Raw genomic sequence first — 23,128 nt, forward strand, 5'->3', positions numbered from 1 at the left:
CTGCCTGTTTGCAGGTTCGTCGAGTTTTATTCCCCGTGAGGGTAGCTATAAGGATTATCAGATGGAAGATTTGAACGTTGTCGACAGTATAAACCACGCAGGCTCATGGCTGGTGCGCAATCAAGCGTTGCTGTTGAGCTATGCGGTAAATATCGTCGCGGCTATCGCCATTATCGTCATCGGGATGATTATCGCCCGACTGGTCTCGAATGCCGTTAACCGTGTGATGCGCGCGCGTCAGATTGATGCCACTGTAGCTGACTTCCTGTCAGCAATGCTGCGCTATGTGATTATTGCCTTCACCCTGATTGCTGCGCTCGGTCGCGTAGGCGTGCAGACTGCATCGGTTATCGCCGTCCTCGGTGCCGCAGGTTTGGCCGTCGGCCTGGCGCTGCAAGGCTCGCTCTCCAACCTGGCAGCGGGTGTGCTGCTGGTGATGTTCCGTCCGTTCCGTGCAGGTGAATATGTTGATCTCGGCGGCGTGGCCGGTACTGTGCTCAATGTGCAGATTTTCTCCACCACCATGCGCACTATCGACGGCAAAATCGTGGTTATCCCGAATGGGAAAATCATCGCCGGGAACATCATCAACTTCTCCCGCGAGCCGGTACGCCGTAACGAGTTCATCATTGGTGTGGCCTATGATTCAGACATCGATAAGGTCAAGCAGCTGTTGACCAATATCGTTGAGTCTGATGAGCGCATCTTAAAAGATCGTGACATCACCGTGCGTCTGAATGAGTTGGGACCTTCATCCATGAACTTTGTGGTCCGTACCTGGAGCAACAGTGGTGATTTAATGAATGTTTACTGGGATGTGCTGGAGCGAGTGAAAAAAGATTTTGATGCCAACGGCATCAGCTTCCCGTTCCCGCAGATGGATGTGAACTTCAAACGTGCAAAAGAGCAGTCCGAAGCCGCCTGACGTCGGCTCTTTACTGAACGAAAGCCCGCCGCGAGCGGGCTTTTTTACATCACTCTTTGGTTATCATATGAAGCTGTTTTGCCACCGCGTTCAGCGTTTCGCCCGCATTGGTGACACCGTTGGCTTCCTGCTTCGCCACCCAATCTGCCTGTATGACCTGATAACGGCTGGTGCGCAGCCAGGTGTTTAGCTCCTCCGGCGTCAGTGTCCGAACATGCGCGCCTTGCTGGCTCATGTTCTGAGTCATCTGTTTCAGGCTAGCGTCGAGCGTCACGCCCAGTGTTTTCTCTGTGTGCGCAGCAGCCCGACGAATGGCGGCTTTATCGTCTTCTGACAGGTTTTCCCAGCGCGTTTTGTTCATCACCAGCAGATAAACATGTCCCAGCCACAGACGTGGCGAAACACGAACTTCTTTTGCCGCCTGCCAGGCGTGAATGTCATCTCCGCTGTCCAGATTAACCAGCAGGCCGCTTAGTGTTCCGTTACGCAAGGCGTCGGTGATTTGCGCATTCCAAGGCATTTTGACAACCTTTGCACCCGCATTTTCCAGGTATGCCTGATGCCAGAAACTTGCGGTGCGCCAGGTGGTGTCTTGCAGATTGTCGTATTTCAGCGAAGGACTGGTTGAGAAGAACGCAGCAGGATAGCCGAGGAAAAATTGCAGATTCACCAGGTTGTTGGCGGCAAGCTCAGCAGAAAATTGCGGCAAATCACGAAACACGCGATGGAAGAATTTCACCTGCTCATCGCCGTTATCTGGCCCCAGCGGGAAGCTTTTGAAGATCTGATGGAGCGGTAATTGTTCTGCGGTGTATTCCGGCACCACGATACCCATATCCGCGATTTTCCCTTCGCTGACCGTTTTCAGTGCGTCATAGCTTACCGACAGCTCGCCGTTCCAGTGATCTTCCACGCGCAGGCGTCCGTGTGACTCCTTAGCGATGGCGGCAAAGAAAACGTCTTTAATCACTTTGGTGCGCATGTTGCTCAACGGTTCGTGATCGGTGTAACGCAATACGGTTTCCGCCTGAACCGGCGATATCGAAATGAGCAGGGCGAGGGCAGCGCTCTGCACTAAAAACGCCTTTAAGTTCATGATCTGTCCTTGAGAAAGTGAAAAGGGAAGGGCACCAGAAAAATACAATGTGCAGTATAACTCACGTCTGATGAATGAATATGCATTCGAGCAAGGAGTGTGCATTATTAGTAAGGCTAATAAGGGATTGGCATTATCCATTTCCGCTAATGATAATCGCGCGTTATAGTCTGGTCATTAACGAACACTTGTGAGTAAAGCTATCGTGTTATCTTATTATATTCAGGGGCTTGTCCTCGGCGCAGCCATGATCCTTCCTCTTGGGCCGCAGAATGCGTTTGTCATGAACCAGGGCATTCGCCGTCAGTATCACATCATGATTGCCTTCCTTTGTGCTGTCAGTGATTTAGTGTTGATATGCGCCGGCGTGTTTGGCGGCAGCGCATTACTGACGCAGTCGCCGTGGCTGCTGGCGTTCGTCACCTGGGGCGGCGTTGCGTTCCTGTTATGGTACGGATTTGGCGCGCTGAAAACGGCGATGGGCAGCAATATGGAGCTTGCCAGCGCGGAAGTGATGAAACAGGGCCGCTGGAAGATTATTGCCACCATGCTGGCGGTGACCTGGCTTAATCCGCACGTTTACCTGGACACCTTCGTGGTGCTCGGCAGCCTCGGCGGGCAGTTGGGCGCAGAGCCAAAACGCTGGTTCGCGCTTGGCACTGTGAGTGCTTCGTTTCTGTGGTTCTTTGGCCTGGCTCTGCTCGCCGCCTGGTTGGCCCCGCGTTTACGCACTGCCAAAGCGCAGCGCACCATTAATACCCTGGTCGGCCTGGTGATGTGGTTTATCGCCTTCCAGCTGGCGAAAGATGGCATCTCACATGTTCACGCCTTGTTCAACTAAGCCTTGTCTTATGGACATTTAGTCCTCAGAAGCTAAGCTTGCAGGCATGCGCCCTGTTTTGGGGTCAAGACGTAACAAGGAGGAACGACAGTGAAGTTTAAAGTGATGGCCCTGGCGGCATTAGTGGGATTCGGCGCGATGTCGGTACAGGCAAATGAGTTGCCAGATGGACCGCACATTGTTACCTCCGGAACGGCAAGCGTAGACGCAGCGCCTGATATCGCGACCCTGGCGATTGAAGTCAACGTGGCGGCAAAAGATGCTGCAACGGCGAAGAAACAGGCCGATGATCGCGTATCCCAGTATCTCTCTTTCCTTGAGAAAAATGATGTCGCTAAAAAAGACATCAGTTCTGCCAACCTCCGTACTCAGCCGGATTATGACTATCAGAATGGCAAAAGCATTCTGAAAGGATACCGGGCAGTGCGTACCGTTGGAGTCACGCTGCGTCAGCTGGATAAGCTCAACTCGCTGCTGGACGGCGCGCTGAAAGCGGGTCTGAATGAAATCCGTTCCGTATCGCTTGGCGTTGCGCAACCGGAAGAGTACAAAGATAAAGCCCGTAAAGCGGCGATCGACGATGCTGTGCATCAGGCAAAAGAGCTGGCTTCCGGCTTTAACGCCAAACTCGGCCCGGTCTATAGCGTGCGTTATCACGTGTCTAACTATCAGCCGAGCCCAATGGTTCGCATGATGAAGGCCGATGCGGCAGCCGCACCTTCCGCGCAGGAAACCTACGAACAACCCACTATTCAGTTCGACGACCAGGTCGACGTTGTCTTCCAGCTTGAACCGACGCAGGCTGAGCCGCAGAAAAAAGCGGAATAAAAAGCCGTAGTGCTATAAATGAAAACGCCGGGGAAACCCGGCGTTTTTGATCAATCCTGGCGCAGAACTTTGTGCCCGTACCCCAGCAGGGCATCGGTTACCCGACGCATCATACGGCTTTCCGGCGCAAACCGGTGCCAGTACAGCATCCGGCGCTGGAACAGGCCCGGCGTCAGGTTGATAAGCTCGCCGCTGTCCAACTCACGCTCGATTTGCAGGTGCGGGATCATACAGCAGGTGGTGCCCTGACGCGCCAGTTGCACGAAGGCTTCCGACGAGTTCACGATATGGCACGGTACGCTGCCTGGCGGCAGATCGAAATTCTGCTGTAAAAAGGCCTGATGCATATCATCGAGATGGTCAAACGCCACTACCGGTGCTTTCAGCAGAGCAGAGCGCGTTACGCCGTTGGGGAAGTAGCGTTGCGCAAATGATTTTGATGCGACGAAAAGATAATCGAGCGCACCGAGCTGATCGACCAGACAACTTGGCAGAGCCTGTGGCTGGATACTGACCGCACCCACCACTTCACCACGACGCAAACGTTCTTGCGTACGCGTTTCATCTTCGACCTGCAGGTTCAGGCGAATCGGCGAATCAGACAGTACCGCAGACAGCGCGGGCAGCAGCCAGGTTGCCAGACTGTCGGCGTTGACCGCCAGCGACAGCAGCAGCGGCGTGGAACCGGTTTGCTCATCGCCCAGCCACTCTTCCTCCAGTAGCTCAACCTGACGCAGCAGCGCCAGCAGTTTCTGTCCTTGTTCGGTCGGACGAGGAGGCACGGTTCGCACCAGTAAAGGCTGCCCGAACATGTTTTCCAGTTGTTTGATTCGCTGGGAGACGGCGGACTGGGTAATACACAGCTTTTGTGCGGCGCGTTCAAACCCGCGTTCCCGAATAACCGCATCCAATGCCTGTAGTGTTCTGTAGTCCGGACGTTTCATTGTTCTGACTGACTCCTCATCTTGTGTTATCCGCACTATGACATAAATCTACGTTAGATACAGGACCAAATTGGGGCCGCAACACTTGTCGTCTGTAAGGACATTTCTGAGGTGAATAGTCTATAATGCGCGGCATCCCATCACATCACAGGCAAAAATCATGACGCAGGATGAACTGAAAAAAGCAGTTGGCTGGGCAGCACTTCAATATGTACAACCGGGAACCATCGTAGGTGTTGGTACGGGCTCGACCGCCGCGCACTTTATCGACGCGCTGGGCACCCTGAAAGGCCAGATTGAAGGTGCCGTTTCCAGCTCGGACGCTTCTACCGAAAAGCTTAAAAGCTTAGGTATTCACGTGTTTGATCTCAACGAAGTGGACAGCCTGGGCGTCTACGTTGATGGTGCTGATGAGATTAACGATCATATGCAGATGATTAAAGGCGGTGGTGCGGCGCTGACCCGAGAGAAAATCATCGCCTCCGTTGCCGACAAGTTTATCTGCATTGCAGATTCCTCCAAGCAGGTGGCTATCCTCGGTAATTTCCCGCTGCCGGTGGAAGTGATCCCGATGGCGCGCAGCGCAGTGGCACGTCAGCTGGTGAAACTGGGCGGTCGCCCGGAATATCGTCAGAACGTGGTCACTGATAACGGCAACGTTATTCTTGATGTGCACGGGCTGGAGATCCTCGACGCGATTGCACTGGAAAACGCGATTAACGCGATTCCTGGTGTGGTGACCGTCGGCCTGTTCGCCAACCGTGGCGCGGATGTGGCGCTGATTGGCACCGCCGATGGTGTCAAAACTATCGTGAAATGATCTGACGGGAGCTGCCTGGCTCCCGTAAAAAATTTCCGACAGGCGAAATTCGGTGACTTGTGTCACATTTATCGACTGCTTCTGATTAACTCTCTGCCTCAATCTATCCATCCAGCATTTTATGCTGCTAATTTCCACTGAATGACATTTCTTCAGCACGCCGACGCAAACGTTCATATTGCTGCAATAGTTTTTTTTGATATGTTGCTGAGGTGGACGTTCGTTCACCACAACAACGATACAAGACAGACAGGGCGGGGAAATGGCTAAGGTATCACTGGAAAAAGACAAGATTAAGTTTCTGCTGGTGGAAGGCGTGCATCAAAAAGCACTCGATAACCTTCGTGCGGCAGGCTACACCAATATTGAATATCACAAAGGCGCGCTCGACGCAGAGCAGCTGAAAGAATCGATCCGTGATGCCCATTTCATCGGCCTGCGCTCCCGTACTCAACTGACTGAAGACATTATTCAGGCGGCGGAGAAACTGGTGGCCATCGGCTGTTTCTGCATCGGCACTAATCAGGTCGATTTGAGTGCTGCGGCGAAGCGTGGCGTTCCGGTCTTTAACGCGCCATTCTCGAATACCCGTTCCGTGGCAGAGCTGGTGATTGGCGAACTGCTGTTACTGCTGCGTGGTATTCCAGAAGCGAACGCTAAGGCGCACCGCGGGATCTGGAACAAACTGGCTGCGGGCAGCTTTGAGGCGCGTGGCAAGAAGCTGGGGATTATCGGTTACGGCCATATCGGCACGCAGCTCGGTATTCTGGCAGAATCGCTGGGGATGCACGTTTTCTTCTACGACATAGAAAGCAAGCTGCCGCTCGGCAACGCGACACAGGTACAGCATCTGTCTGACCTGCTGAACATGAGCGATGTGGTGAGCCTGCACGTGCCTGAAAATGCCTCCACCAAAAATATGATGGGTGCGGAACAATTGGCGCTGATGAAGCCGGGTTCATTGCTGATCAACGCCGCACGCGGCACGGTAGTAGATATTCCTGCGCTGTGTGAGGTGCTGGCGAGCAAGCATCTTGCCGGGGCGGCTATCGACGTATTCCCGACCGAACCTGCAACCAACACCGATCCGTTCACTTCCCCATTGTGTGAATTCGACAACGTGATCCTGACGCCGCACATTGGCGGTTCAACTCAGGAAGCGCAAGAGAACATTGGTCTGGAAGTGGCAGGCAAGCTGGCTAAATACTCCGATAACGGTTCTACGCTGTCAGCGGTTAACTTCCCTGAAGTGTCGCTGCCGCTGCACGGCGGCCGTCGTCTGTTACACATCCACGAAAACCGTCCGGGTGTGCTGACGGCAATCAACCAGATCTTTGCCGAGCAGAGTGTGAACATTGCCGCGCAGTATCTGCAAACAACGCCGCAGATGGGCTATGTGGTGATTGATATCGAAGCGGAAGAAGATGTTGCGGAAAAAGCACTGCAAAGCATGAAGGCGATTCCGGGAACTATTCGGGCGCGTCTGCTTTACTGATAAGATATTTCTGCCCGGCGGCGCAAAGCTTGCCGGGCCTACGTCTTTCCGTTTTGTAGGCCTGGCAAGCAACGTACCACCGGGAAAATATGTATTACCACTCCCATACTTTCGATGGCGTTACCACCGCGGGCAGCGGAATATCCCACTTCTCTGTAGGCAGAGTCTCCACCTGCTGACAATCATGCGCGTAACCGACCGGCTGCAGGCCGTGCTGTTGCCAGTTTTGCAGCGTCCTGTCGTAAAACCCACCGCCCATACCTAATCGTTGGCCCTGCGCGTCAAACGCGACCAGCGGTGTAATCAGCACATCCAGTTCATTGAGCGGCAGCACGTCGCGCACGTCCAGTTTCGGCTCCTGAATTTTCAGCCTGTTCACAACCAGTTCGGAATGGGGATGGTAATAAAGGAACAACAGATTTCCAGGACTGAACGGATGCAGAACCGGCAGATACACTTTCTTTCCGCTGAGCCAGAGCTGCTCAATGAGCGGGCGAGTATCAAGTTCACCGTCGAAAGAGAGAAACAGCGCCACGTTCTGACCCATCATCACGGGCGGATACGCCATCATGCGATGAGCAGCCTGTTCGGCAAAATGCTGTTGTTGGTCTGAAGTCAGTGCGCGTCTGCGCTGCCGGATAATCTGGCGAATTGCTTGTCTTGCTGAGGGAATTTCAGGTACGCGTGTCATGGTAGAAACAGAAGGTAGGGAATCTCCGAGATGCCGCCGCAGGCTGTAACCCTTGAACCCTTGGTTCAAGGTGAATATGTCGTCACAGTCTTAAGGCTTCTCGGACGAACCGAGCTTGCTCACCAACCGTGGAGCGCCACATTCTTGTGGTATGAAATATCGGCTCAGGGGACTGGCCCGCTTGCGAACATCTCAGAGAAATTTTGTCTTCAGGGCCACTCTACCATAGTAAACCATGAAGTGTTATTCAAACTTTGGACCCGTCTTTTCAGTTGTGCGACCTTGATCAAGAAGTGCCTGTTCAATGGTCTGTTGCAGCATCCGAATACGTGTTTCCATGCTGGCAGCGTAATCACGCGTCTTCGCTCTTTCCTGCGTCAGCTCGTAGCTGATATTCAGGGCGGCAATGAAGACCAGCTGCTCAGTATTTGTGACTCTAGTGCGTTCTTTTAGATCTTGCAACCGCTGATTCAGATCGTCCGCGGCCTGATTAAGGGCATCCCTTTGTTCAGGCGGGCAATTCACGCGTAGTGAACGGCCAAAAATTTGGATATCGACGGGTTCTGCAGACATGCCACCTTCCTGCTGATTGACTGCGCAACCTTCACAGCCCGCACCGGGGCCCGCGAAGGGGCGACACTATAGCTACCCCAGTGTGAACATACAAGCCCTTTTCTGGTTCACCAGGGTCCAAAGTGGTAGCATAACATGAAACTTCCCCCCAACGACGACGAATGCGCATGTCTATACAGAACGAAATGCCTGGTTACAACGATGTGAACCAGTTACTTACCCAACAGGGTGTGGGTTTAACGCCTGCCGAAATGCACGGACTGATTAGCGGAATGCTGTGTGGCGGTAACAAAGACAGCACTTGGCTGCCGTTGGTGCATGACCTGACCAACGAAGGCATGGCCTTCGGTCACGAGCTGGCTGAAGTGCTGCGTAAGGTCCACGCCGTCACCAGCGATGCGCTGGAAGACGAAGGCTTCCAGTTCCAGCTGTACATCCCGGATGGCGATAACATCAGCGTCTTTGAACGCGCCGATGCGCTGTCTGGCTGGGTCAATCACTTCTTGCTAGGACTGGGCGTTACTCAGCCGAAGCTTGAGAAAGTGAAAGGCGAAACCGGCGAAGCCATCGACGATCTGCGTAACATTGCCCAGCTGGGTTATGAAGAAGACGAAGATCAGGAAGAGCTCGAGATGTCGCTCGAAGAAATCGTCGAGTACGTTCGTGTTGCTGCTTTGCTGTGCCACGATACGTTCACACATCAACAGCCGACCGCGCCAGAAGTTCGCAAACCGACCTTACATTAACAATAAGAATGCTCAGGAGGGTGTCATGACTCAGCAAGAGTACCTTCAGCGTCGGCAAAAGCTGCTGGCGCAGATGCCATCAGGCAGCGCGGCATTAATTTTTGCCGCACCGGAAGCCATACGCAGCGCCGACACGGAATACCCGTATCGCCAAAGCAGTGATTTCAGCTACTTCACTGGCTTTAACGAGCCAGAAGCAGTGCTGGTGCTGATTAAAAGTGATGACACCCACAACCACAGCGTTCTGTTTAATCGCATACGCGACCTGACCGCAGAAATCTGGTTTGGCCGCCGACTGGGCCAGGATGCCGCGCCTGAAAAGCTGGGCGTGGATCGTGCGCTGGCGTTCAGTGAAATCGACGAACAGTTGTATCAACTGCTGAACGGCCTGGATGCGGTGTATCACGCACAGGGCGAATACGCTTATGCCGACAGCATCGTGCTCAATGCGCTGGATAAGTTGCGCAAAGGCGCGCGTCAGAATCTGAAAGCCCCGGCGGCGATGGTCGACTGGCGTCCTTTGGTGCACGAAATGCGGCTATTCAAATCTGCAGAAGAAATTGACGTGATGCGCCGGGCCGGGGAAATCTCCGCGCTGGGGCACACTCGTGCGATGGAAAAATGCCGTCCGGGCATGTTCGAGTATCAGCTCGAAGGTGAAATTCACCATGAATTTACCCGCCACGGCGCGCGTTACCCGTCATATAACACTATTGTTGGCGGGGGTGAGAACGGCTGCATTCTGCATTACACCGAAAATGAATCTGAACTGCGTGACGGTGATTTAGTGCTGATCGACGCAGGCTGTGAATATCGCGGCTACGCGGGCGACATCACGCGTACTTTCCCGGTAAACGGCAAATTCACCCCGGCGCAGCGTGAAATCTATGACATCGTGCTCGAATCGCTGGAAACAGCGCTAGAGCGCTATCGTCCGGGAACGACCATGCAGGACGTCACCGGCGATGTGGTGCGTGTGATGGTCAGCGGATTGGTGACGCTCGGCATCCTCAATGGGGAGATTGACCAGCTGATTGCCGACAACGCGCACCGTAAATTCTTCATGCACGGCCTCAGCCACTGGCTGGGCCTGGACGTTCATGATGTCGGCGAATACGGCGTGGATCGTTCCCGTGTGCTCGAGCCGGGAATGGTACTGACCGTTGAGCCGGGGCTTTATATCGCCCCGGACGCCGATGTGCCGGAGCAATACCGTGGTATCGGCATTCGTATTGAAGATGACATTGTGATTACCGTAAACGGTAACGAGAATCTGACCGCCAGCGTGGTAAAACGCGCGGACGATATCGAAGCCCTGATGGCGGCGCACGCCCAATGAGCGTGATTATCGTAGGCGGCGGCATGACTGGCGCAACACTGGCACTGGCGATCTCGAATCTCAGTGCAGGCAAACTGCCAGTACATCTCGTTGAAGCCGTCGCGCCTGATTCACAGACGCATCCGGGCTTTGATGCTCGCGCAATCGCGCTGGCCGCAGGGACCTGTCAGCAGCTGGCCCGCGTCGGTATCTGGCAGGCACTGCGTGAATGCGCCACGGCTATTCGCACCGTACACGTCAGCGATCGCGGCCATGCAGGTTTCGTTACGCTGGATGCCGATGATTACAGCCTGCCTGCATTAGGGCAGGTGGTCGAGCTGCACGATGTCGGCCAGCGTCTTTTCGCCTTGTTACGCAAAGCGCCAGGCGTGACCTTACATTGCCCGGCGCGGGTGGACAGTTTTACCCGTAGCCAGGACAGCGTCGATGTGGTGCTTGATAACGGCGTCACACTCACCGGTAAACTGGTGGTGGCCGCAGACGGCTCACGTTCAGCGCTCGGAGAACAATGCGGCATTGCCTGGCAGCAACAGCCTTACGAACAGCTGGCGGTGATCGCCAACGTGACTACCGCCGTGCCGCACGACGGCCGCGCGTTTGAGCGTTTTACCGAACATGGCCCGCTGGCGATGCTGCCGATGTCAGATGGACGCTGTTCGCTGGTGTGGTGCCATCCGCTGGCAAACCGTGATGAGGTTCTGAGCTGGTCTGATGCTCGTTTCTGCCAGGAACTGCAGCAGGCATTTGGCTGGCGACTCGGGCGCATTACCCACGCTGGCTGCCGCAACGCCTATCCGCTTTCTCTGACCACTGCCAGCCGGGCGATATCGCACCGCATGGCGCTGGTAGGCAATGCGGCGCAGACCCTGCATCCGATTGCCGGACAGGGTTTCAACCTCGGGCTGCGCGACGTTATCTCGCTGGCAGAAATGCTCGCGCAGACGAACGATCCGGGCGACTACGCGCTGTTAAGTCAGTATCAGCAGCGCCGCGCCGACGATAAAAGTGCGACGGTCGGCGTGACCGACGGTCTGGTCCATCTGTTCGCCAATCGCTGGGCCCCGCTGGTGGCCGGACGAAACGTCGGACTGATGACGATGGAATTATTCACTCCGGCGCGCGATGCGCTGGCGCAGCGTACCCTGGGTCAGGTAGCGAGATAAGGAACAACAACGTGCAAAATGTAGATATCGCTATCGTCGGTGGTGGAATGGTCGGTCTCGCCGTAGCCTGCGGATTGCAGGGCAGTGGGCTGCGCGTGGCGGTCATTGAACAACATCAGCCCCAGCCTGTTACGGCTGATTCCGCACCACAGCTTCGCGTTTCCGCCATCAACGCCGCCAGTGAAAAGCTGCTCTCACGCCTTGATGTCTGGAATGACATTGTGGCCGAACGCGCCAGCTGCTATCACGGCATGGAAGTATGGGATAAAGACAGCTTCGGGCGCATCGCGTTTGATGATGCAAGCCTCGGCTACAGCCATTTAGGGCACATCATCGAAAATGGTGTGATCCACCACGCGCTGTGGAAAAAAGCGGAGCGCTGTAAAGATGTCACGCTGATGGCACCCGCCGAACTGGCGCAGGTGGCATGGGGTGAAAACGAGGCGTTTTTGACCCTGAAAGACGGCAATATGCTGACCGCGCGCCTGGTGATTGGTGCGGATGGGGCGAACTCCTGGCTGCGTGGCAAAGCGGATATTCCGCTGACCTCCTGGGATTATCGCCATCACGCGCTGGTGGCGACCATTCGCACCGCTGAACCGCATCAGGCGGTGGCGCGTCAGGCATTTCACGGCGAAGGCATTCTGGCGTTTCTGCCATTGAGCGACCCGCATCTGTGCTCTATCGTCTGGTCGTTAGCCCCGGACGACGCTGCGAAAATGCAGCAGGCCGACGACGGGACATTCAATCAGGCGTTGAACGTGGCTTTTGATAACCGTCTGGGCTTGTGTGAAGTGGCAAGCGAGCGGCAGGTGTTCCCGCTAACGGGACGCTATGCTCGGCAGTTTGCAGCGCATCGCCTGGCGCTGGTTGGTGATGCGGCGCACACCATTCATCCGCTGGCCGGGCAGGGCGTAAATCTGGGCTTTATGGATGCCGCAGAGCTGATCGACGAAATTCGCCGTCTGCACGCGCAGGGGAAAGATTTCGGCCAGCATTTCTATCTGCGCCGCTACGAGCGCAGTCGTAAGCACAGTGCGGCATTAATGCTGGCGGGTATGCAGGGCTTCCGCGAACTGTTTGCCGGGGTCAATCCAGCGAAGAAACTGTTCCGCGATATCGGCCTGAAACTGGCCGACACGCTGCCGGGGGTAAAACCTCAGCTTATTCGTCAGGCGATGGGCCTGAACGATCTTCCTGGCTGGCTGCGTTAAGTCGATCACACTTCCTCACCCGGCAGTCTTGCCGGGTGTGTTTCCCTCGTTTGAAATAATCTAATCTCACTGCTTTTTTCGCATTAGTTTTATTAATGTCACAAGAATTCCCTTACGAAAAATCAGCCCAATTTCCCGCATGAAATATCATTTATCACCAAACAATGAACAGCATTGTTAATTTTATGTGGCATTAGTCGCAGAAAGCCAGTCGATCGTTCTGTAGAGTTTTTCGTACATTTTGGTCATAAGCTAATCTGATGGATTGCTTTGCCTTATGGTTTACCGCGGTTTTCGGTGGTAACGTCAGACGAAAGAGAACGTTTGCGTCGGTGCCCTGAGCGGTATCGGCGCTGGGCTTTGTGGCGACTTTTGGGACCGCAAAGCACCTGTAGCCCCGCTTATTCAATGAGGACAAGATGGCTCAACAGACGCCTTTGTATGAACAACACACGCTGTGCGGCGCACGCATGGTGGACTTCCATGGCTGGATGATGCCGCTGCATTATGGTTCGCAGATTGACGAGCATAACGCGGTACGCACCAGCGCCGGGATGTTCGATGTTTCGCACATGACCATCGTCGACCTGCGCGGCAGCCGTACCCGTGAATTCCTGCGCTATTTGCTCGCCAATGACGTTGCCAAGCTGACCAAGCCCGGCAAAGCGCTCTACACCGGCATGCTCAACGCATCCGCTGGGGTCATTGATGACCTGATTGTTTATTTCCTCACCGAAGATTATTTCCGTCTCGTCGTAAACTCCGCCACCCGTGAAAAAGACCTTGCCTGGATTAGCCAACATGCTGAACCGTACGGCATCGAAATCACCGTGCGTGACGATCTGTCGCTGATTGCGGTGCAGGGCCCGGACGCGCAGGCTAAAGCTGTCAGCCTGTTCAACGATGAACAGCGCAGCGCGGTGGAAGGCATGAAGCCATTCTTCGGCGTGCAGGCAGGTGACCTGTTCGTAGCGACCACCGGCTACACTGGCGAAGCGGGCTATGAAATTGCGCTGCCGAATGAGAAAGCGTCAGACTTCTGGCATGCACTGGTCGAAACCGGCGTGAAGCCTTGCGGTCTGGGCGCACGTGACACGCTGCGTCTGGAAGCGGGTATGAATCTGTACGGTCAGGAGATGGACGAAGGTGTTTCTCCGCTGGCGGCCAACATGGGCTGGACCATTGCCTGGGAACCTGCAGACCGTGCCTTTATCGGACGTGAAGCTCTGGAAGCTCAGCGTGAGCACGGCACCGAACAATTAGTGGGTTTGGTGATGACCGAGAAAGGTGTACTGCGTGGCGAACTGCCGGTGCGCTTTACCGATGCTCAGGGCAATCAGCGAGAAGGCATGATCACCAGCGGCACTTTCTCTCCAACGCTGGGCTACAGCATTGCGTTGGCTCGCGTGCCTGCGGGCATCGGTGAAACGGCGGTGGTTCAAATCCGTAACCGTGAAATGCCCGTCACCGTAACCAAACCTGTCTTTGTACGCGCCGGCAAAGCCGTCGTGTAATCAATTATTTTTTCTGGAGAAATTTTAATGAGCAATGTACCTGCGGAACTGAAATACAGCAAAGAACACGAATGGCTGCGCAAAGAAGCTGATGGCTCTTACACCGTCGGCATCACCGAGCACGCACAAGAATTGCTGGGCGACATGGTGTTTGTCGACCTGCCAGAAGTGGGTAAAACCGTTGACGCTGGCGATGACTGCGCGGTAGCGGAATCCGTAAAAGCGGCTTCTGACATCTATGCACCTATCAGCGGTGAAATCGTGGCTGTCAACGACGCGCTGAGCGATTCCCCAGAGCTGGTTAACAGCGAGCCGTACACCGACGGCTGGATCTTCAAAATCAAAGCCAGCGATGACGCAGAAGTTGCCGCTCTGCTGGATGCAACCGCATATGAAGCATTGCTCGAAAACGAGTAAAGCTGTGCCGGATGGCACTGCGTTTATCCGGCCTACATTTGAAGGTGTAGGCCCGGTAAGCGACAGCGCCACCGGGCATGTTAGTTAAGACAATACCGATTCACTGCACGTTTCAGGAACCATCGCTCATGACACAGACCTTAAGCCAGCTTGAACACTGCGGCGCATTTATCGATCGCCATATCGGCCCAGATGCGCAGCAGCAACAGGAAATGCTGAATACCGTTGGCGCAGAGTCGTTAGACGCGCTGACTGGCCAGATTGTGCCGCAGGATATTCAGCTCGCGACGCCACCGCAGGTTGGTGACGCGACCACCGAATTCGCCGCGCTGGCCGAGCTGAAAGGCATCGCCAGCCGCAACAAGCGCTTTAAGTCTTACATTGGCATGGGCTACACCGCCGTGCAGCTGCCGCCGGTGATTCAGCGCAATATGCTGGAAAATCCGGGCTGGTACACCGCCTACACGCCTTATCAGCCAGAAGTCTCACAGGGCCGACTGGAAGCGCTGCTGAACTTCCAGACTGTCACGCTTGACCTGACCGGGCTGGATATCGCCTCTGCATCACTGCTCGACGAAGCTACCGCTGCGGCGGAAGCAATGGCGATGGCTAAACGCGTCAGTAAACTGAAAAATGCCAACCGCTTCTTTGTGGCTGCAGATATTCATCCGCAGACCCTGGACGTGGTACGCACTCGGGCTGAAACCTTCGGTTTTGAAGTGATTGTCGACGACGCTGAAAAAGCGCTCGACCATCAGGATGTGTTCGGCGTGCTGTTGCAACAGGTCGGTACTACCGGTGAAGTGCATGATTACAGCCCGCTGATTAACGAGCTGAAAGCACGCAAAGTGGTCGTCAGCGTTGCCGCCGATTTTATGGCGCTGGTCCTGCTAACTGCCCCGGGCAAACAGGGCGCAGATATCGTGTTCGGCTCCGCTCAGCGCTTCGGCGTACCGATGGGCTACGGTGGCCCACACGCCGCCTTTTTCGCTGCAAAAGATGAATTCAAACGCTCCATGCCAGGCCGGATTATCGGCGTGTCCAAAGACGCTGCGGGTAACACCGCGCTGCGCATGGCGATGCAGACCCGCGAGCAGCACATCCGCCGCGAGAAAGCGAACTCCAATATTTGTACCTCTCAGGTACTGTTGGCCAACATCGCCAGTCTGTACGCTGTGTTCCACGGTCCGGTGGGCCTGAAGCGTATTGCCGGGCGTATTCACCGCCTGACCGATATTCTGGCGACCGGCCTGCAACAGAAAGGCCTGAAGCTGCGCCACGAACACTTCTTCGACACCCTGTGCGTTGAAGTGGCCGACAAAGCCGCCGTACTGGCACGTGCAGAAGCCGCAGAAATCAACCTGCGCAGCGACATTCATCACGCGGTCGGTATCACGCTGGATGAAACCACCACGCGCGAAGACGTACTGGCGCTGCTGACCGTTATCGTAGGTGACGATCACGGCCTGAATATCGACAGCCTGGATAAAGACGTGGCGCACGACAGCCGCTCTATTCCGCAGGCGATGCTGCGTGAAGACGAAATCCTGACCCATCCGGTGTTCAACCGTTACCACAGCGAAACCGAGATGATGCGCTACATGCACTCTCTGGAGCGCAAAGATCTGGCGCTGAACCAGGCGATGATCCCGTTGGGATCCTGCACCATGAAACTCAACGCCGCAGCGGAAATGATCCCAATCACCTGGCCAGAATTTGCCGAGTTGCACCCGTTCTGCCCGGCAGATCAGGCTGAAGGCTATCATCAGATGATCAACCAGTTATCCGACTGGCTGGTGAAACTGACCGGATACGACGCACTGTGCATGCAGCCGAATTCTGGCGCACAGGGTGAATACGCAGGCCTGCTGGCGATTCGTCATTACCACGAAAGCCGCAACGATGGGCATCGAGATATCTGTCTGATCCCAAGTTCAGCCCACGGCACCAACCCGGCTTCCGCGCAAATGGCGGGCATGCAGGTCGTGGTCGTGGCCTGCGACAAGCAGGGTAACATCGACCTGCCTGACCTGCGCGAGAAAGCAGAGCAAGCGGGCGAGAACCTCTCTTGCATCATGGTGACCTACCCATCCACTCACGGCGTGTACGAAGAAACCATCCGCGAAGTCTGCGAAATCGTGCATCAGTTTGGCGGTCAGGTTTACCTCGACGGCGCGAACATGAACGCCCAGGTGGGTATCACCTCGCCAGGCTTTATCGGCGCGGACGTATCTCACCTCAACCTGCACAAAACCTTCTGTATCCCGCACGGCGGCGGCGGCCCAGGCATGGGACCGATTGGCGTGAAAGCGCACCTGGCGCCGTTCGTGCCAGGCCACAGCGTGGTACAAATCGAAGGTATGTTGACGCGCCAGGGCGCGGTTTCTGCGGCACCATTCGGCAGCGCATCAATTTTGCCAATCAGCTGGATGTACATCCGCATGATGGGTGCGCAAGGTCTGAAGCAGGCGAGCCAGGTGGCGATTCTTAACGCCAACTACATTGCGACCCGTCTGCAAGATGCGTATCCAGTACTGTATACGGGGCGCGATGGTCGCGTGGCGCATGAGTGCATTCTCGATATTCGTCCACTAAAAGAAGAGACCGGAATCAGCGAGCTGGATATTGCCAAGCGTCTGATCGACTACGGTTTCCACGCACCGACCATGTCCTTCCCGGTAGCGGGCACGCTGATGGTTGAGCCAACGGAATCGGAAAGCAAAGTGGAAATCGACCGCTTCGTCGACGCAATGCTGGCTATCCGCAATGAAATCAGCCGCGTACAGCAGGGCGAATGGCCGCTGGAAGATAACCCGCTGGTGAACGCGCCGCACACTCAGAACGAGATGGTGGCTGAGTGGAATCACGGTTATAGCCGCGAAGTGGCCGTCTTCCCGGCAGGCATGGCGAATAAGTACTGGCCTACCGTGAAACGTCTCGATGACGTCTACGGCGACCGCAACCTGTTCTGCTCGTGTGTACCGATGAGCGAATATCAGTAATTAACTGAATAATCTACCTTTCAAGGGCGCTTAGGCGCCCTTTCCTTTGGGAGAATAGCATGGGTATCGCACTGGTCACTGGCGCTAGCCGGGGAATTGGCAAAGCGACAGCGTTACAACTGGCGCAGGAAGGCTACACCGTTGCGGTGAACTACCACCATAACGTCAACGCCGCCATGCAGGTGGTGAACGAGATTATCGAAAAGGGCGGAAAAGCGTTCGCCGTGCGTGCGGACATCAGCGATGAAGCACAGGTGATGACGCTGTTTGATGCACTCGACAGAGAAGGCGAGCCGCTGACGGCGCTGGTGAATAACGCCGGGATTTTGTTTCAACAGAGCACCATTGAAAACCTGACCGCCGAGCGAATTAATCACGTGCTGGCGACCAACGTCACCGGATATTTCCTTTGCAGCCGCGAAGCGGTGAAGCGTATGTCGCATAAACACGGCGGAAAGGGTGGGGCGATCGTTAACGTTTCTTCCGCTGCGTCGCGGCTGGGCGCGCCTTTCGAATACGTCGACTACGCGGCGTCAAAAGGGGCGGTCGACTCGCTCACCACCGGGCTGGCGCTGGAAGTGGCGGCGCAAGGTATTCGCGTAAACTGTGTGCGTCCAGGGCTTATTTATACCGAAATGCATGCCTCCGGCGGTGAGCCAGGGCGCGTGGATCGCGTGAAAGCTGCATTGCCGATGCAGCGCGGCGGCCAGCCAGAAGAAGTGGCCCAGGCGATTGTCTGGCTGCTGAGCGACAAAGCCTCGTACGTGACCGGAAGCTTCATGGATATTGCGGGCGGGCGATAGTTTCCCCTCACCCCGGCCCTCTCCCCAAAGGGGCGAGGGAGAAGGTCCATTTAAAGACAGGGAAGGACACTGAACTATCCCCTCTCCGCTATGGGGCAAGGGAGAAAAGGCGGGGCTGAACTATCCCCTCTCCGCTATGGGGCGAGGGAGAAAAGACGGGGCTAAACTATCCCCTCTCCGCTATGGGGCGAGGGAGAAAAGACGGGGCTGAACTATCCCCTCTCCCCTATGGGGAGAGGGTTAGGGTGAGGGGTATCTCTCAAAGTTTCTCGCCGTTGCTGGCGATCACTTCTTTGTACCAGTTAAAGCTCTTCTTACGCGAACGCGCCATATCACCGGTACCGTCATCATGTTTGTTCACATAAATGAAGCCGTAGCGTTTGCTGTACTGGCCAGTGGTGAAGGAGACGCAATCAATACAGCCCCACGGGGTGTAGCCCATCAGGTCCACGCCGTCGTGCGTCACCGCTTTCATCATCTCTTCCACGTGCGCCCGCAGATAATCAATACGGTAATCATCATTAATGCTGCCGTCTTCTTCGACTTTGTCATACGCGCCAAAACCGTTTTCAACGATAAACAGCGGCTTCTGATAACGTTCGTACAGCTCGCACATTGCGTAACGCAGGCCAACCGGGTCAATCTGCCAGCCCCAGTCGGAAGCCTTCACGTGCGGGTTCGGGACGCTGCCTTCGAAGCCGGAAATCGCATCGCCGCTGCCGCCTTCTGCTTTCACCGCGTTGGTCATGTAGTAGCTGAAACCGAGGTACGCACAGGTGCCATCGCGCAGGATCTGCGCATCACCGTCTTCCATGGCGATGTTAAATCCACGTCGTTCCCATTCATTGAGCACATAGGTCGGGTAATAGCCGCGCAGTTGCACATCGGTAAAGACGTAGCGCTCACGCATTGATTCCTGGGCAAACATTATGTCAGCCGGCTTACAGGAGAATGGATACAGCGGCACCATCGCCAGCATGCAACCCACCTGCATTTCCGGGTTAATTTCACGAGCCGCTTTAACCGCCAGCGCGCTGGCAACGAACTGGTGATGCAACACCTGATACATCACTTCTTCCGGGTTGTCGTGCTCGGTATACACTACGCCGGAGCAGCAGTAGCCGAACAGCGGCGCACGCCAGTTACGCTGGTTGTTGATTTCGTTGAAGGTCATCCAGTATTTGACCTTACTCTTAAAGCGCTCGAACACCACTTCGGCAAAACGCACAAAGAAATCAACCACTTTACGGTTCGTCCAGCCACCGTATTCCTGCACCAGATGCAGCGGCATCTCGAAGTGGGAAAGGGTAATCACCGGTTCGATATTGTATTTGAGCAACTCGTCGAACATGTCGTCGTAGAATTTCAGCCCTTCTTCATTCGGCTGAGTCTCGTCGCCTTTCGGGAAAATTCGGGTCCAGGCAATCGAGGTGCGGAAGCATTTGAAGCCCATTTCAGCGAACAGCTTTATGTCTTCTTTGTAGTGGCTATAGAATTCGATGGCTTCGTGGTTTGGGTAGTATTTTCCTGGCTCAACCTGGTCCGTAATCTCGCGTGACACGCCGTGCGCGCCGCCGGTCAGCACGTCGCAAATGCTCGGACCTTTGCCGCCTTTGTTCCAGCCGCCTTCAACCTGGTGTGCCGCCACTGCGCCACCCCATAAAAAGTCTTTAGGTAAGGTTAATTTTTTCATCGTTGTCATTCCCATGATATTTCATCTTGGGAATGAGTCTAACAAAGGGGCGTTAAATGTCACGATATAACAAATTCAGCATTAGGTAATTTGTTACATCCAAAAAACAGGGCGTTTTTTTATGTCATTTTTTTCGCCAACTTACGGCCAAGAGTTTCAAGAATATAAATAACCGGTATTTGCGTTGTAATATCGTAGACGCCACCAATGCGGATCGGCGATATATGCCAGGAGAGATTAAAGTCGGCAAGCTTGGCCAGTCGTGAGTGCTCGTGGCTGGTGATTGAGAGCACCTTACAGCGGTGCAGGCTGAACTGGCCAGCGAAGCGCAGGATCTCTTCGGTTTCACCGGAAACGGAAAGCACAATCGCCAGCGCATTTTTGGCCATGTCATTGGTGACCGGAAAATAAGGATCGTCGATATGATTACTGAATTTTCCGACGTTAGAGAAAAATCGGGCGCCATATTTGGCTAATGCGCCAGACGTTCCCGCGCCAACAAATATAATACGTTCCGACGCCAGGATAATATCCACGGCTTCATCAATGAGCTTATCAAAATCTTCATTATTGACGCTTTTGAAAAAACTGATAATTTCACTGGCAGCAAACTGACTTTGCTGCGGTTCGTCTTGTTCCAGATACAGTTTAAAACGCACCCGAAATTCGGAATAGCCTTCGCAGTTCAGCTTGCGGCAGAAGCGTAGCACGGTCGTTGTGGAAACGCCCGCCACCTCGGCCAGTTCGCGAATCGTCATATACATGACTTTGTCACGATTTTTAATGACATACTGATAGACCATCATCTCAAGATTGTTGAGACTTGCGATGGCGGCGTGGGAGAAAAGACTCACGTTGGCAGGCACTCATCCGGCAAATTCAATACAGGAATCATAACATGGCCCCGAACGACATCACTTTTTTTCAACGCTTTCAGGAAGACATTCTGGCCGGGCGTAAGACCATCACCATCCGGGACGCCAGCGAATCACACTTCAAAACCGGCGATGTCCTGCGCGTAGGGCGTTTTGAAGATGACGGCTATTTTTGCACCCTCAAAGTGACTGCCACCTCAGAAGTGACCCTGGATTCCCTGACCGAACAACACGCACAACAGGAAAACATGACGCTGCCTGAGCTGAAAGCAGTGATAGCAGAAATCTACCCCGACCAGCAGCAATTTTATGTCATTGAATTTCAGTGCGTTTGATTTTTAGGAAACATCTGTGCGTTGAAAATGACGTTTAACTTTATGATTTTTAATGTTTTGTTAAATGACGCCTTTTTATTTTAGCTAACAGGTGTTCACTGGAATAATTCTCAGATAGGCTAGTGATGCGTTAACGTGTTTTTATCCTCTCGGAGTGCAATATGGTTAGTAAGCCATTAATTACGCAGGGTTATTCGCTGGCCGAGGAAATCGCCAATAGCATCAGCCATGGAATCGGGCTGGTGTTCGGGATTGTCGGTCTGGTGCTGCTGCTGGTGCAAGCCGTGGACGCCAACGCCAGTGCAACGGCGATTGCCAGCTACAGCCTTTATGGCGGCAGCATGATCCTGCTGTTTCTCGCGTCCACGCTTTACCACGCCGTCCCGCATCAGCGCGCTAAACGCTGGCTGAAGAAATTCGACCACTGCGCGATTTATCTGTTGATTGCCGGGACCTATACGCCGTTTCTGCTTGTGGGGCTGGATTCAGGGCTGGCGCGCGGATTGATGGTTGTTATCTGGAGCCTGGCGCTGCTCGGCATTCTGTTCAAACTGACCATCGCGCATCGGTTTAAAGTGCTGTCGCTGGTGACCTATCTGACAATGGGCTGGCTGTCGCTGATTGTGGTGTATCAACTGGCGGTGAAGCTGTCGGCGGGTGGCGTCACATTACTGGCCGCTGGTGGGGTGGTTTACTCTCTCGGGGTCATCTTCTACGTCTGCAAGCGTATTCCCTACAATCACGCCATCTGGCATGGCTTTGTCCTTGGGGGCAGCGTCTGCCATTTTCTGGCAATTTATCTCTACGTCGGGAAAGTGTAAGCCGGAAACAGGCGAAAAAAAACCTGATCGTCAGCCGTATACTGGCTTACGATCAGGCGGTCAATGACCATTAACAACACCAGGGGATAATGCCCGCCGCCATGCGGCCGAGGGCATCATTTCGAACCTTTCGCCTACGAACAGGCAAAAGGACTAATTCAGTCGATACACCAGAGGTTCAATCTCAACTTCTGGCTGCTTGCTCAGAGAACTGAGCACATAATCCAGCGCGTTGTGCATGCCCCAAACATCGATATAGTCGTAGCGTTCTTCCGCCGACAGCTTCTGCGCGTGCAGTTCACGCAGACGGGCGTAGTCGTACCACTGGCGAATGCTGCCGTAACGATGGTGCCAGTCGTGACACACCAGCGAGCCCTGCACAAACAGCATCCGACACGGCAGATGGAAGAACAGATGCATTGCCGTCCACTTGCTCCAGCTGCCCCAATATTTCACGCTAAAATTCGGTGGGCAATTCGACCCGCAAAACCGTGCCAGGCAATTGTTGATATGACTGTCGCGAACCGATTCACCCACTTTGCGTACCCGCCATACGTGCTCCGTAAGCAAGTGGATAAGCGACGCCATCTGGTAAAGCACCACAAACGGCAGAACCAGAATCAGCACCGTCGCGTGCGCACCCAGGAAATAGCTCAACGTACTGAGTGCTGCAAGCCAGGTTCGCGTCATTATCAGACGATAAACCGGTAGGCCGATCAGGTTTGATTTCAGGCGGCCATAAAAAAACATCAAATGGAATTTTGGGCTCAACAGCGTCAGCAACAAACGGGTATACATCGCCGCTTTGGTTTTCCCGGGAGTAAAGCCAAGCTGATAAATCGCGGCCAGATCTTTATCATCAAAGGGGCTTTGTTGAATAAATCAGATTTGAGGCGAGTTTCCCCTGTAACAGCTCCGGCTCTCAGCCGATACGTACACTTTCTGGCATACCTGCCTTCGTCATTTTGTTCAGCGCACGCACCATGGCCAAAG

The 23,128-nt window shown here is 54.6% G+C and carries 22 protein-coding genes and 1 other RNA gene; 15 read left to right on the top strand and 8 right to left on the bottom strand.

The window, feature by feature from the left end; all coding sequences use genetic code 11:
* Positions 1 to 61 precede the first annotated feature (61 nt).
* Positions 62 to 925, top strand: a complete 864-nt coding sequence (gene mscS, locus MUU46_RS05080) for a small-conductance mechanosensitive channel MscS (protein WP_159758523.1) — start codon at positions 62 to 64, stop codon at positions 923 to 925.
* A gap of 49 nt (positions 926 to 974) precedes the next feature.
* On the opposite strand, the gene dctP is transcribed toward mscS, so the two are convergent.
* A complete protein-coding gene (gene dctP / locus MUU46_RS05085; RefSeq protein WP_258964976.1) occupies positions 975 to 2,021 on the bottom strand; it encodes a TRAP transporter substrate-binding protein DctP in 1,047 nt (348 codons plus the stop codon).
* Between the two features lie 205 nt (positions 2,022 to 2,226).
* Between dctP and argO the strand changes: the two genes are divergently transcribed.
* Positions 2,227 to 2,862, top strand: a complete 636-nt coding sequence (gene argO, locus MUU46_RS05090) for an arginine exporter ArgO (protein ID WP_159758633.1) — start codon at positions 2,227 to 2,229, stop codon at positions 2,860 to 2,862.
* Between the two features lie 90 nt (positions 2,863 to 2,952).
* Positions 2,953 to 3,690 carry an oxidative stress defense protein gene (locus tag MUU46_RS05095; RefSeq protein WP_258964977.1) on the top strand — a complete coding sequence of 246 codons (738 nt, stop codon included), beginning with the start codon at positions 2,953 to 2,955 and terminating at the stop codon, positions 3,688 to 3,690.
* Positions 3,691 to 3,740: 50 nt separating this feature from the next.
* Here the strand turns inward: MUU46_RS05095 and argP are convergent, their stop codons facing one another.
* Positions 3,741 to 4,634 carry a DNA-binding transcriptional regulator ArgP gene (gene argP, locus MUU46_RS05100; RefSeq protein ID WP_159758517.1) on the bottom strand — a complete coding sequence of 298 codons (894 nt, stop codon included), beginning with the start codon at positions 4,632 to 4,634 and terminating at the stop codon, positions 3,741 to 3,743.
* Positions 4,635 to 4,794: 160 nt separating this feature from the next.
* On the opposite strand from argP, the gene rpiA reads away from it, so the two are divergent.
* Together rpiA and serA are read left to right on the top strand one after the other, a co-directional pair.
* Positions 4,795 to 5,454: a ribose-5-phosphate isomerase RpiA gene (rpiA, locus tag MUU46_RS05105; RefSeq protein ID WP_159758515.1), complete on the top strand. Its 660-nt coding sequence runs from the start codon at positions 4,795 to 4,797 to the stop codon at positions 5,452 to 5,454.
* Positions 5,455 to 5,716: 262 nt separating this feature from the next.
* Entirely contained in the window at positions 5,717 to 6,949 is a 1,233-nt protein-coding gene (gene serA, locus MUU46_RS05110; protein ID WP_159758513.1) for a phosphoglycerate dehydrogenase, read from the top strand.
* Positions 6,950 to 7,043: 94 nt separating this feature from the next.
* Here serA and MUU46_RS05115 read toward each other — a convergent pair whose 3' ends face one another.
* The 3 genes from MUU46_RS05115 to zapA form a co-directional block, all read right to left on the bottom strand.
* On the bottom strand, positions 7,044 to 7,640 hold the full coding sequence (locus MUU46_RS05115) for a 5-formyltetrahydrofolate cyclo-ligase (RefSeq protein WP_258964978.1): 597 nt from the start codon (positions 7,638 to 7,640) through the stop codon (positions 7,044 to 7,046).
* A gap of 18 nt (positions 7,641 to 7,658) precedes the next feature.
* A non-coding RNA gene (gene ssrS / locus MUU46_RS05120) (6S RNA) lies at positions 7,659 to 7,842 on the bottom strand.
* A 41-nt stretch (positions 7,843 to 7,883) separates the two neighbouring features.
* Complete coding sequence (gene zapA / locus MUU46_RS05125) at positions 7,884 to 8,213, bottom strand: cell division protein ZapA (RefSeq protein WP_110511969.1); 330 nt, start codon at positions 8,211 to 8,213, stop codon at positions 7,884 to 7,886.
* A 167-nt stretch (positions 8,214 to 8,380) separates the two neighbouring features.
* On the opposite strand from zapA, the gene MUU46_RS05130 reads away from it, so the two are divergent.
* The 8 genes from MUU46_RS05130 (at position 8,381) to MUU46_RS05165 (ending at position 18,411) form a co-directional block, all read left to right on the top strand.
* Positions 8,381 to 8,959: a YecA/YgfB family protein gene (locus MUU46_RS05130; protein WP_159758509.1), complete on the top strand. Its 579-nt coding sequence runs from the start codon at positions 8,381 to 8,383 to the stop codon at positions 8,957 to 8,959.
* A 25-nt stretch (positions 8,960 to 8,984) separates the two neighbouring features.
* Positions 8,985 to 10,298 (top strand): Xaa-Pro aminopeptidase, encoded by a 1,314-nt coding sequence (pepP, locus tag MUU46_RS05135; protein WP_159758507.1) that lies wholly within the window; start codon positions 8,985 to 8,987, stop codon positions 10,296 to 10,298.
* Positions 10,295 to 11,461 (top strand): 2-octaprenyl-6-methoxyphenyl hydroxylase, encoded by a 1,167-nt coding sequence (gene ubiH / locus MUU46_RS05140; RefSeq protein WP_258964979.1) that lies wholly within the window; start codon positions 10,295 to 10,297, stop codon positions 11,459 to 11,461. Before pepP ends, ubiH begins: the two co-directional genes overlap by 4 nt.
* Positions 11,462 to 11,472: 11 nt before the next feature.
* Entirely contained in the window at positions 11,473 to 12,675 is a 1,203-nt protein-coding gene (gene ubiI, locus MUU46_RS05145) for an FAD-dependent 2-octaprenylphenol hydroxylase (protein WP_258964980.1), read from the top strand.
* A 419-nt stretch (positions 12,676 to 13,094) separates the two neighbouring features.
* Complete coding sequence (gene gcvT / locus MUU46_RS05150) at positions 13,095 to 14,189, top strand: glycine cleavage system aminomethyltransferase GcvT (protein WP_258964981.1); 1,095 nt, start codon at positions 13,095 to 13,097, stop codon at positions 14,187 to 14,189.
* A gap of 27 nt (positions 14,190 to 14,216) precedes the next feature.
* Positions 14,217 to 14,606: a glycine cleavage system protein GcvH gene (gcvH, locus tag MUU46_RS05155; protein WP_258964982.1), complete on the top strand. Its 390-nt coding sequence runs from the start codon at positions 14,217 to 14,219 to the stop codon at positions 14,604 to 14,606.
* Positions 14,607 to 14,734: 128 nt separating this feature from the next.
* A complete protein-coding gene (gene gcvP, locus MUU46_RS05160) occupies positions 14,735 to 17,608 on the top strand; it encodes an aminomethyl-transferring glycine dehydrogenase (RefSeq protein WP_258964983.1) in 2,874 nt (957 codons plus the stop codon).
* 59 nt (positions 17,609 to 17,667) lie between these two features.
* Positions 17,668 to 18,411: an SDR family oxidoreductase gene (locus MUU46_RS05165; RefSeq protein WP_258964984.1), complete on the top strand. Its 744-nt coding sequence runs from the start codon at positions 17,668 to 17,670 to the stop codon at positions 18,409 to 18,411.
* Between the two features lie 259 nt (positions 18,412 to 18,670).
* Here the strand turns inward: MUU46_RS05165 and MUU46_RS05170 are convergent, their stop codons facing one another.
* Together MUU46_RS05170 and MUU46_RS05175 are read right to left on the bottom strand one after the other, a co-directional pair.
* Positions 18,671 to 20,104, bottom strand: a complete 1,434-nt coding sequence (locus tag MUU46_RS05170) for a 6-phospho-beta-glucosidase (RefSeq protein ID WP_258964985.1) — start codon at positions 20,102 to 20,104, stop codon at positions 18,671 to 18,673.
* Between the two features lie 119 nt (positions 20,105 to 20,223).
* Positions 20,224 to 20,958: a MurR/RpiR family transcriptional regulator gene (locus tag MUU46_RS05175; RefSeq protein WP_258964986.1), complete on the bottom strand. Its 735-nt coding sequence runs from the start codon at positions 20,956 to 20,958 to the stop codon at positions 20,224 to 20,226.
* A gap of 44 nt (positions 20,959 to 21,002) precedes the next feature.
* Here MUU46_RS05175 and yqfB point away from each other — a divergent pair, with 44 nt between their 5' ends.
* The gene (gene yqfB, locus MUU46_RS05180; protein WP_110511980.1) at positions 21,003 to 21,314 is read left to right on the top strand and encodes a N(4)-acetylcytidine aminohydrolase; all 312 of its coding nucleotides are present in this window, start codon (positions 21,003 to 21,005) and stop codon (positions 21,312 to 21,314) included.
* Between the two features lie 161 nt (positions 21,315 to 21,475).
* Positions 21,476 to 22,135 carry a PAQR family membrane homeostasis protein TrhA gene (trhA, locus tag MUU46_RS05185; protein WP_159758487.1) on the top strand — a complete coding sequence of 220 codons (660 nt, stop codon included), beginning with the start codon at positions 21,476 to 21,478 and terminating at the stop codon, positions 22,133 to 22,135.
* Between the two features lie 153 nt (positions 22,136 to 22,288).
* Here trhA and MUU46_RS05190 read toward each other — a convergent pair whose 3' ends face one another.
* Positions 22,289 to 22,933, bottom strand: coding sequence for a hypothetical protein (locus tag MUU46_RS05190; RefSeq protein ID WP_258964987.1), 645 nt, complete (start codon positions 22,931 to 22,933; stop codon positions 22,289 to 22,291).
* Positions 22,934 to 23,128 lie beyond the last annotated feature (195 nt).

This window comes from Scandinavium tedordense (assembly GCF_024764965.1).
Classification (GTDB): Bacteria; Pseudomonadota; Gammaproteobacteria; order Enterobacterales; family Enterobacteriaceae; genus Scandinavium; species Scandinavium tedordense.

What these genes read in the sequence shown, in the direction of transcription:
- mscS (WP_159758523.1), top strand. Translation starts at nt 62, where the DNA reads ATGGAAGATTTGAACGTTGTCGACAGTATAAACCACGCAGGCTCATGG.
- dctP (WP_258964976.1), bottom strand. Translation starts at nt 2,021, where the DNA reads ATGAACTTAAAGGCGTTTTTAGTGCAGAGCGCTGCCCTCGCCCTGCTC.
- argP (WP_159758517.1), bottom strand. Translation starts at nt 4,634, where the DNA reads ATGAAACGTCCGGACTACAGAACACTACAGGCATTGGATGCGGTTATT.
- rpiA (WP_159758515.1), top strand. Translation starts at nt 4,795, where the DNA reads ATGACGCAGGATGAACTGAAAAAAGCAGTTGGCTGGGCAGCACTTCAA.
- serA (WP_159758513.1), top strand. Translation starts at nt 5,717, where the DNA reads ATGGCTAAGGTATCACTGGAAAAAGACAAGATTAAGTTTCTGCTGGTG.
- MUU46_RS05115 (WP_258964978.1), bottom strand. Translation starts at nt 7,640, where the DNA reads ATGACACGCGTACCTGAAATTCCCTCAGCAAGACAAGCAATTCGCCAG.
- zapA (WP_110511969.1), bottom strand. Translation starts at nt 8,213, where the DNA reads ATGTCTGCAGAACCCGTCGATATCCAAATTTTTGGCCGTTCACTACGC.
- MUU46_RS05130 (WP_159758509.1), top strand. Translation starts at nt 8,381, where the DNA reads ATGTCTATACAGAACGAAATGCCTGGTTACAACGATGTGAACCAGTTA.
- pepP (WP_159758507.1), top strand. Translation starts at nt 8,985, where the DNA reads ATGACTCAGCAAGAGTACCTTCAGCGTCGGCAAAAGCTGCTGGCGCAG.
- ubiH (WP_258964979.1), top strand. Translation starts at nt 10,295, where the DNA reads ATGAGCGTGATTATCGTAGGCGGCGGCATGACTGGCGCAACACTGGCA.
- gcvT (WP_258964981.1), top strand. Translation starts at nt 13,095, where the DNA reads ATGGCTCAACAGACGCCTTTGTATGAACAACACACGCTGTGCGGCGCA.
- gcvH (WP_258964982.1), top strand. Translation starts at nt 14,217, where the DNA reads ATGAGCAATGTACCTGCGGAACTGAAATACAGCAAAGAACACGAATGG.
- gcvP (WP_258964983.1), top strand. Translation starts at nt 14,735, where the DNA reads ATGACACAGACCTTAAGCCAGCTTGAACACTGCGGCGCATTTATCGAT.
- MUU46_RS05165 (WP_258964984.1), top strand. Translation starts at nt 17,668, where the DNA reads ATGGGTATCGCACTGGTCACTGGCGCTAGCCGGGGAATTGGCAAAGCG.
- MUU46_RS05170 (WP_258964985.1), bottom strand. Translation starts at nt 20,104, where the DNA reads ATGAAAAAATTAACCTTACCTAAAGACTTTTTATGGGGTGGCGCAGTG.
- yqfB (WP_110511980.1), top strand. Translation starts at nt 21,003, where the DNA reads ATGGCCCCGAACGACATCACTTTTTTTCAACGCTTTCAGGAAGACATT.
- trhA (WP_159758487.1), top strand. Translation starts at nt 21,476, where the DNA reads ATGGTTAGTAAGCCATTAATTACGCAGGGTTATTCGCTGGCCGAGGAA.
- MUU46_RS05190 (WP_258964987.1), bottom strand. Translation starts at nt 22,933, where the DNA reads ATGTATACCCGTTTGTTGCTGACGCTGTTGAGCCCAAAATTCCATTTG.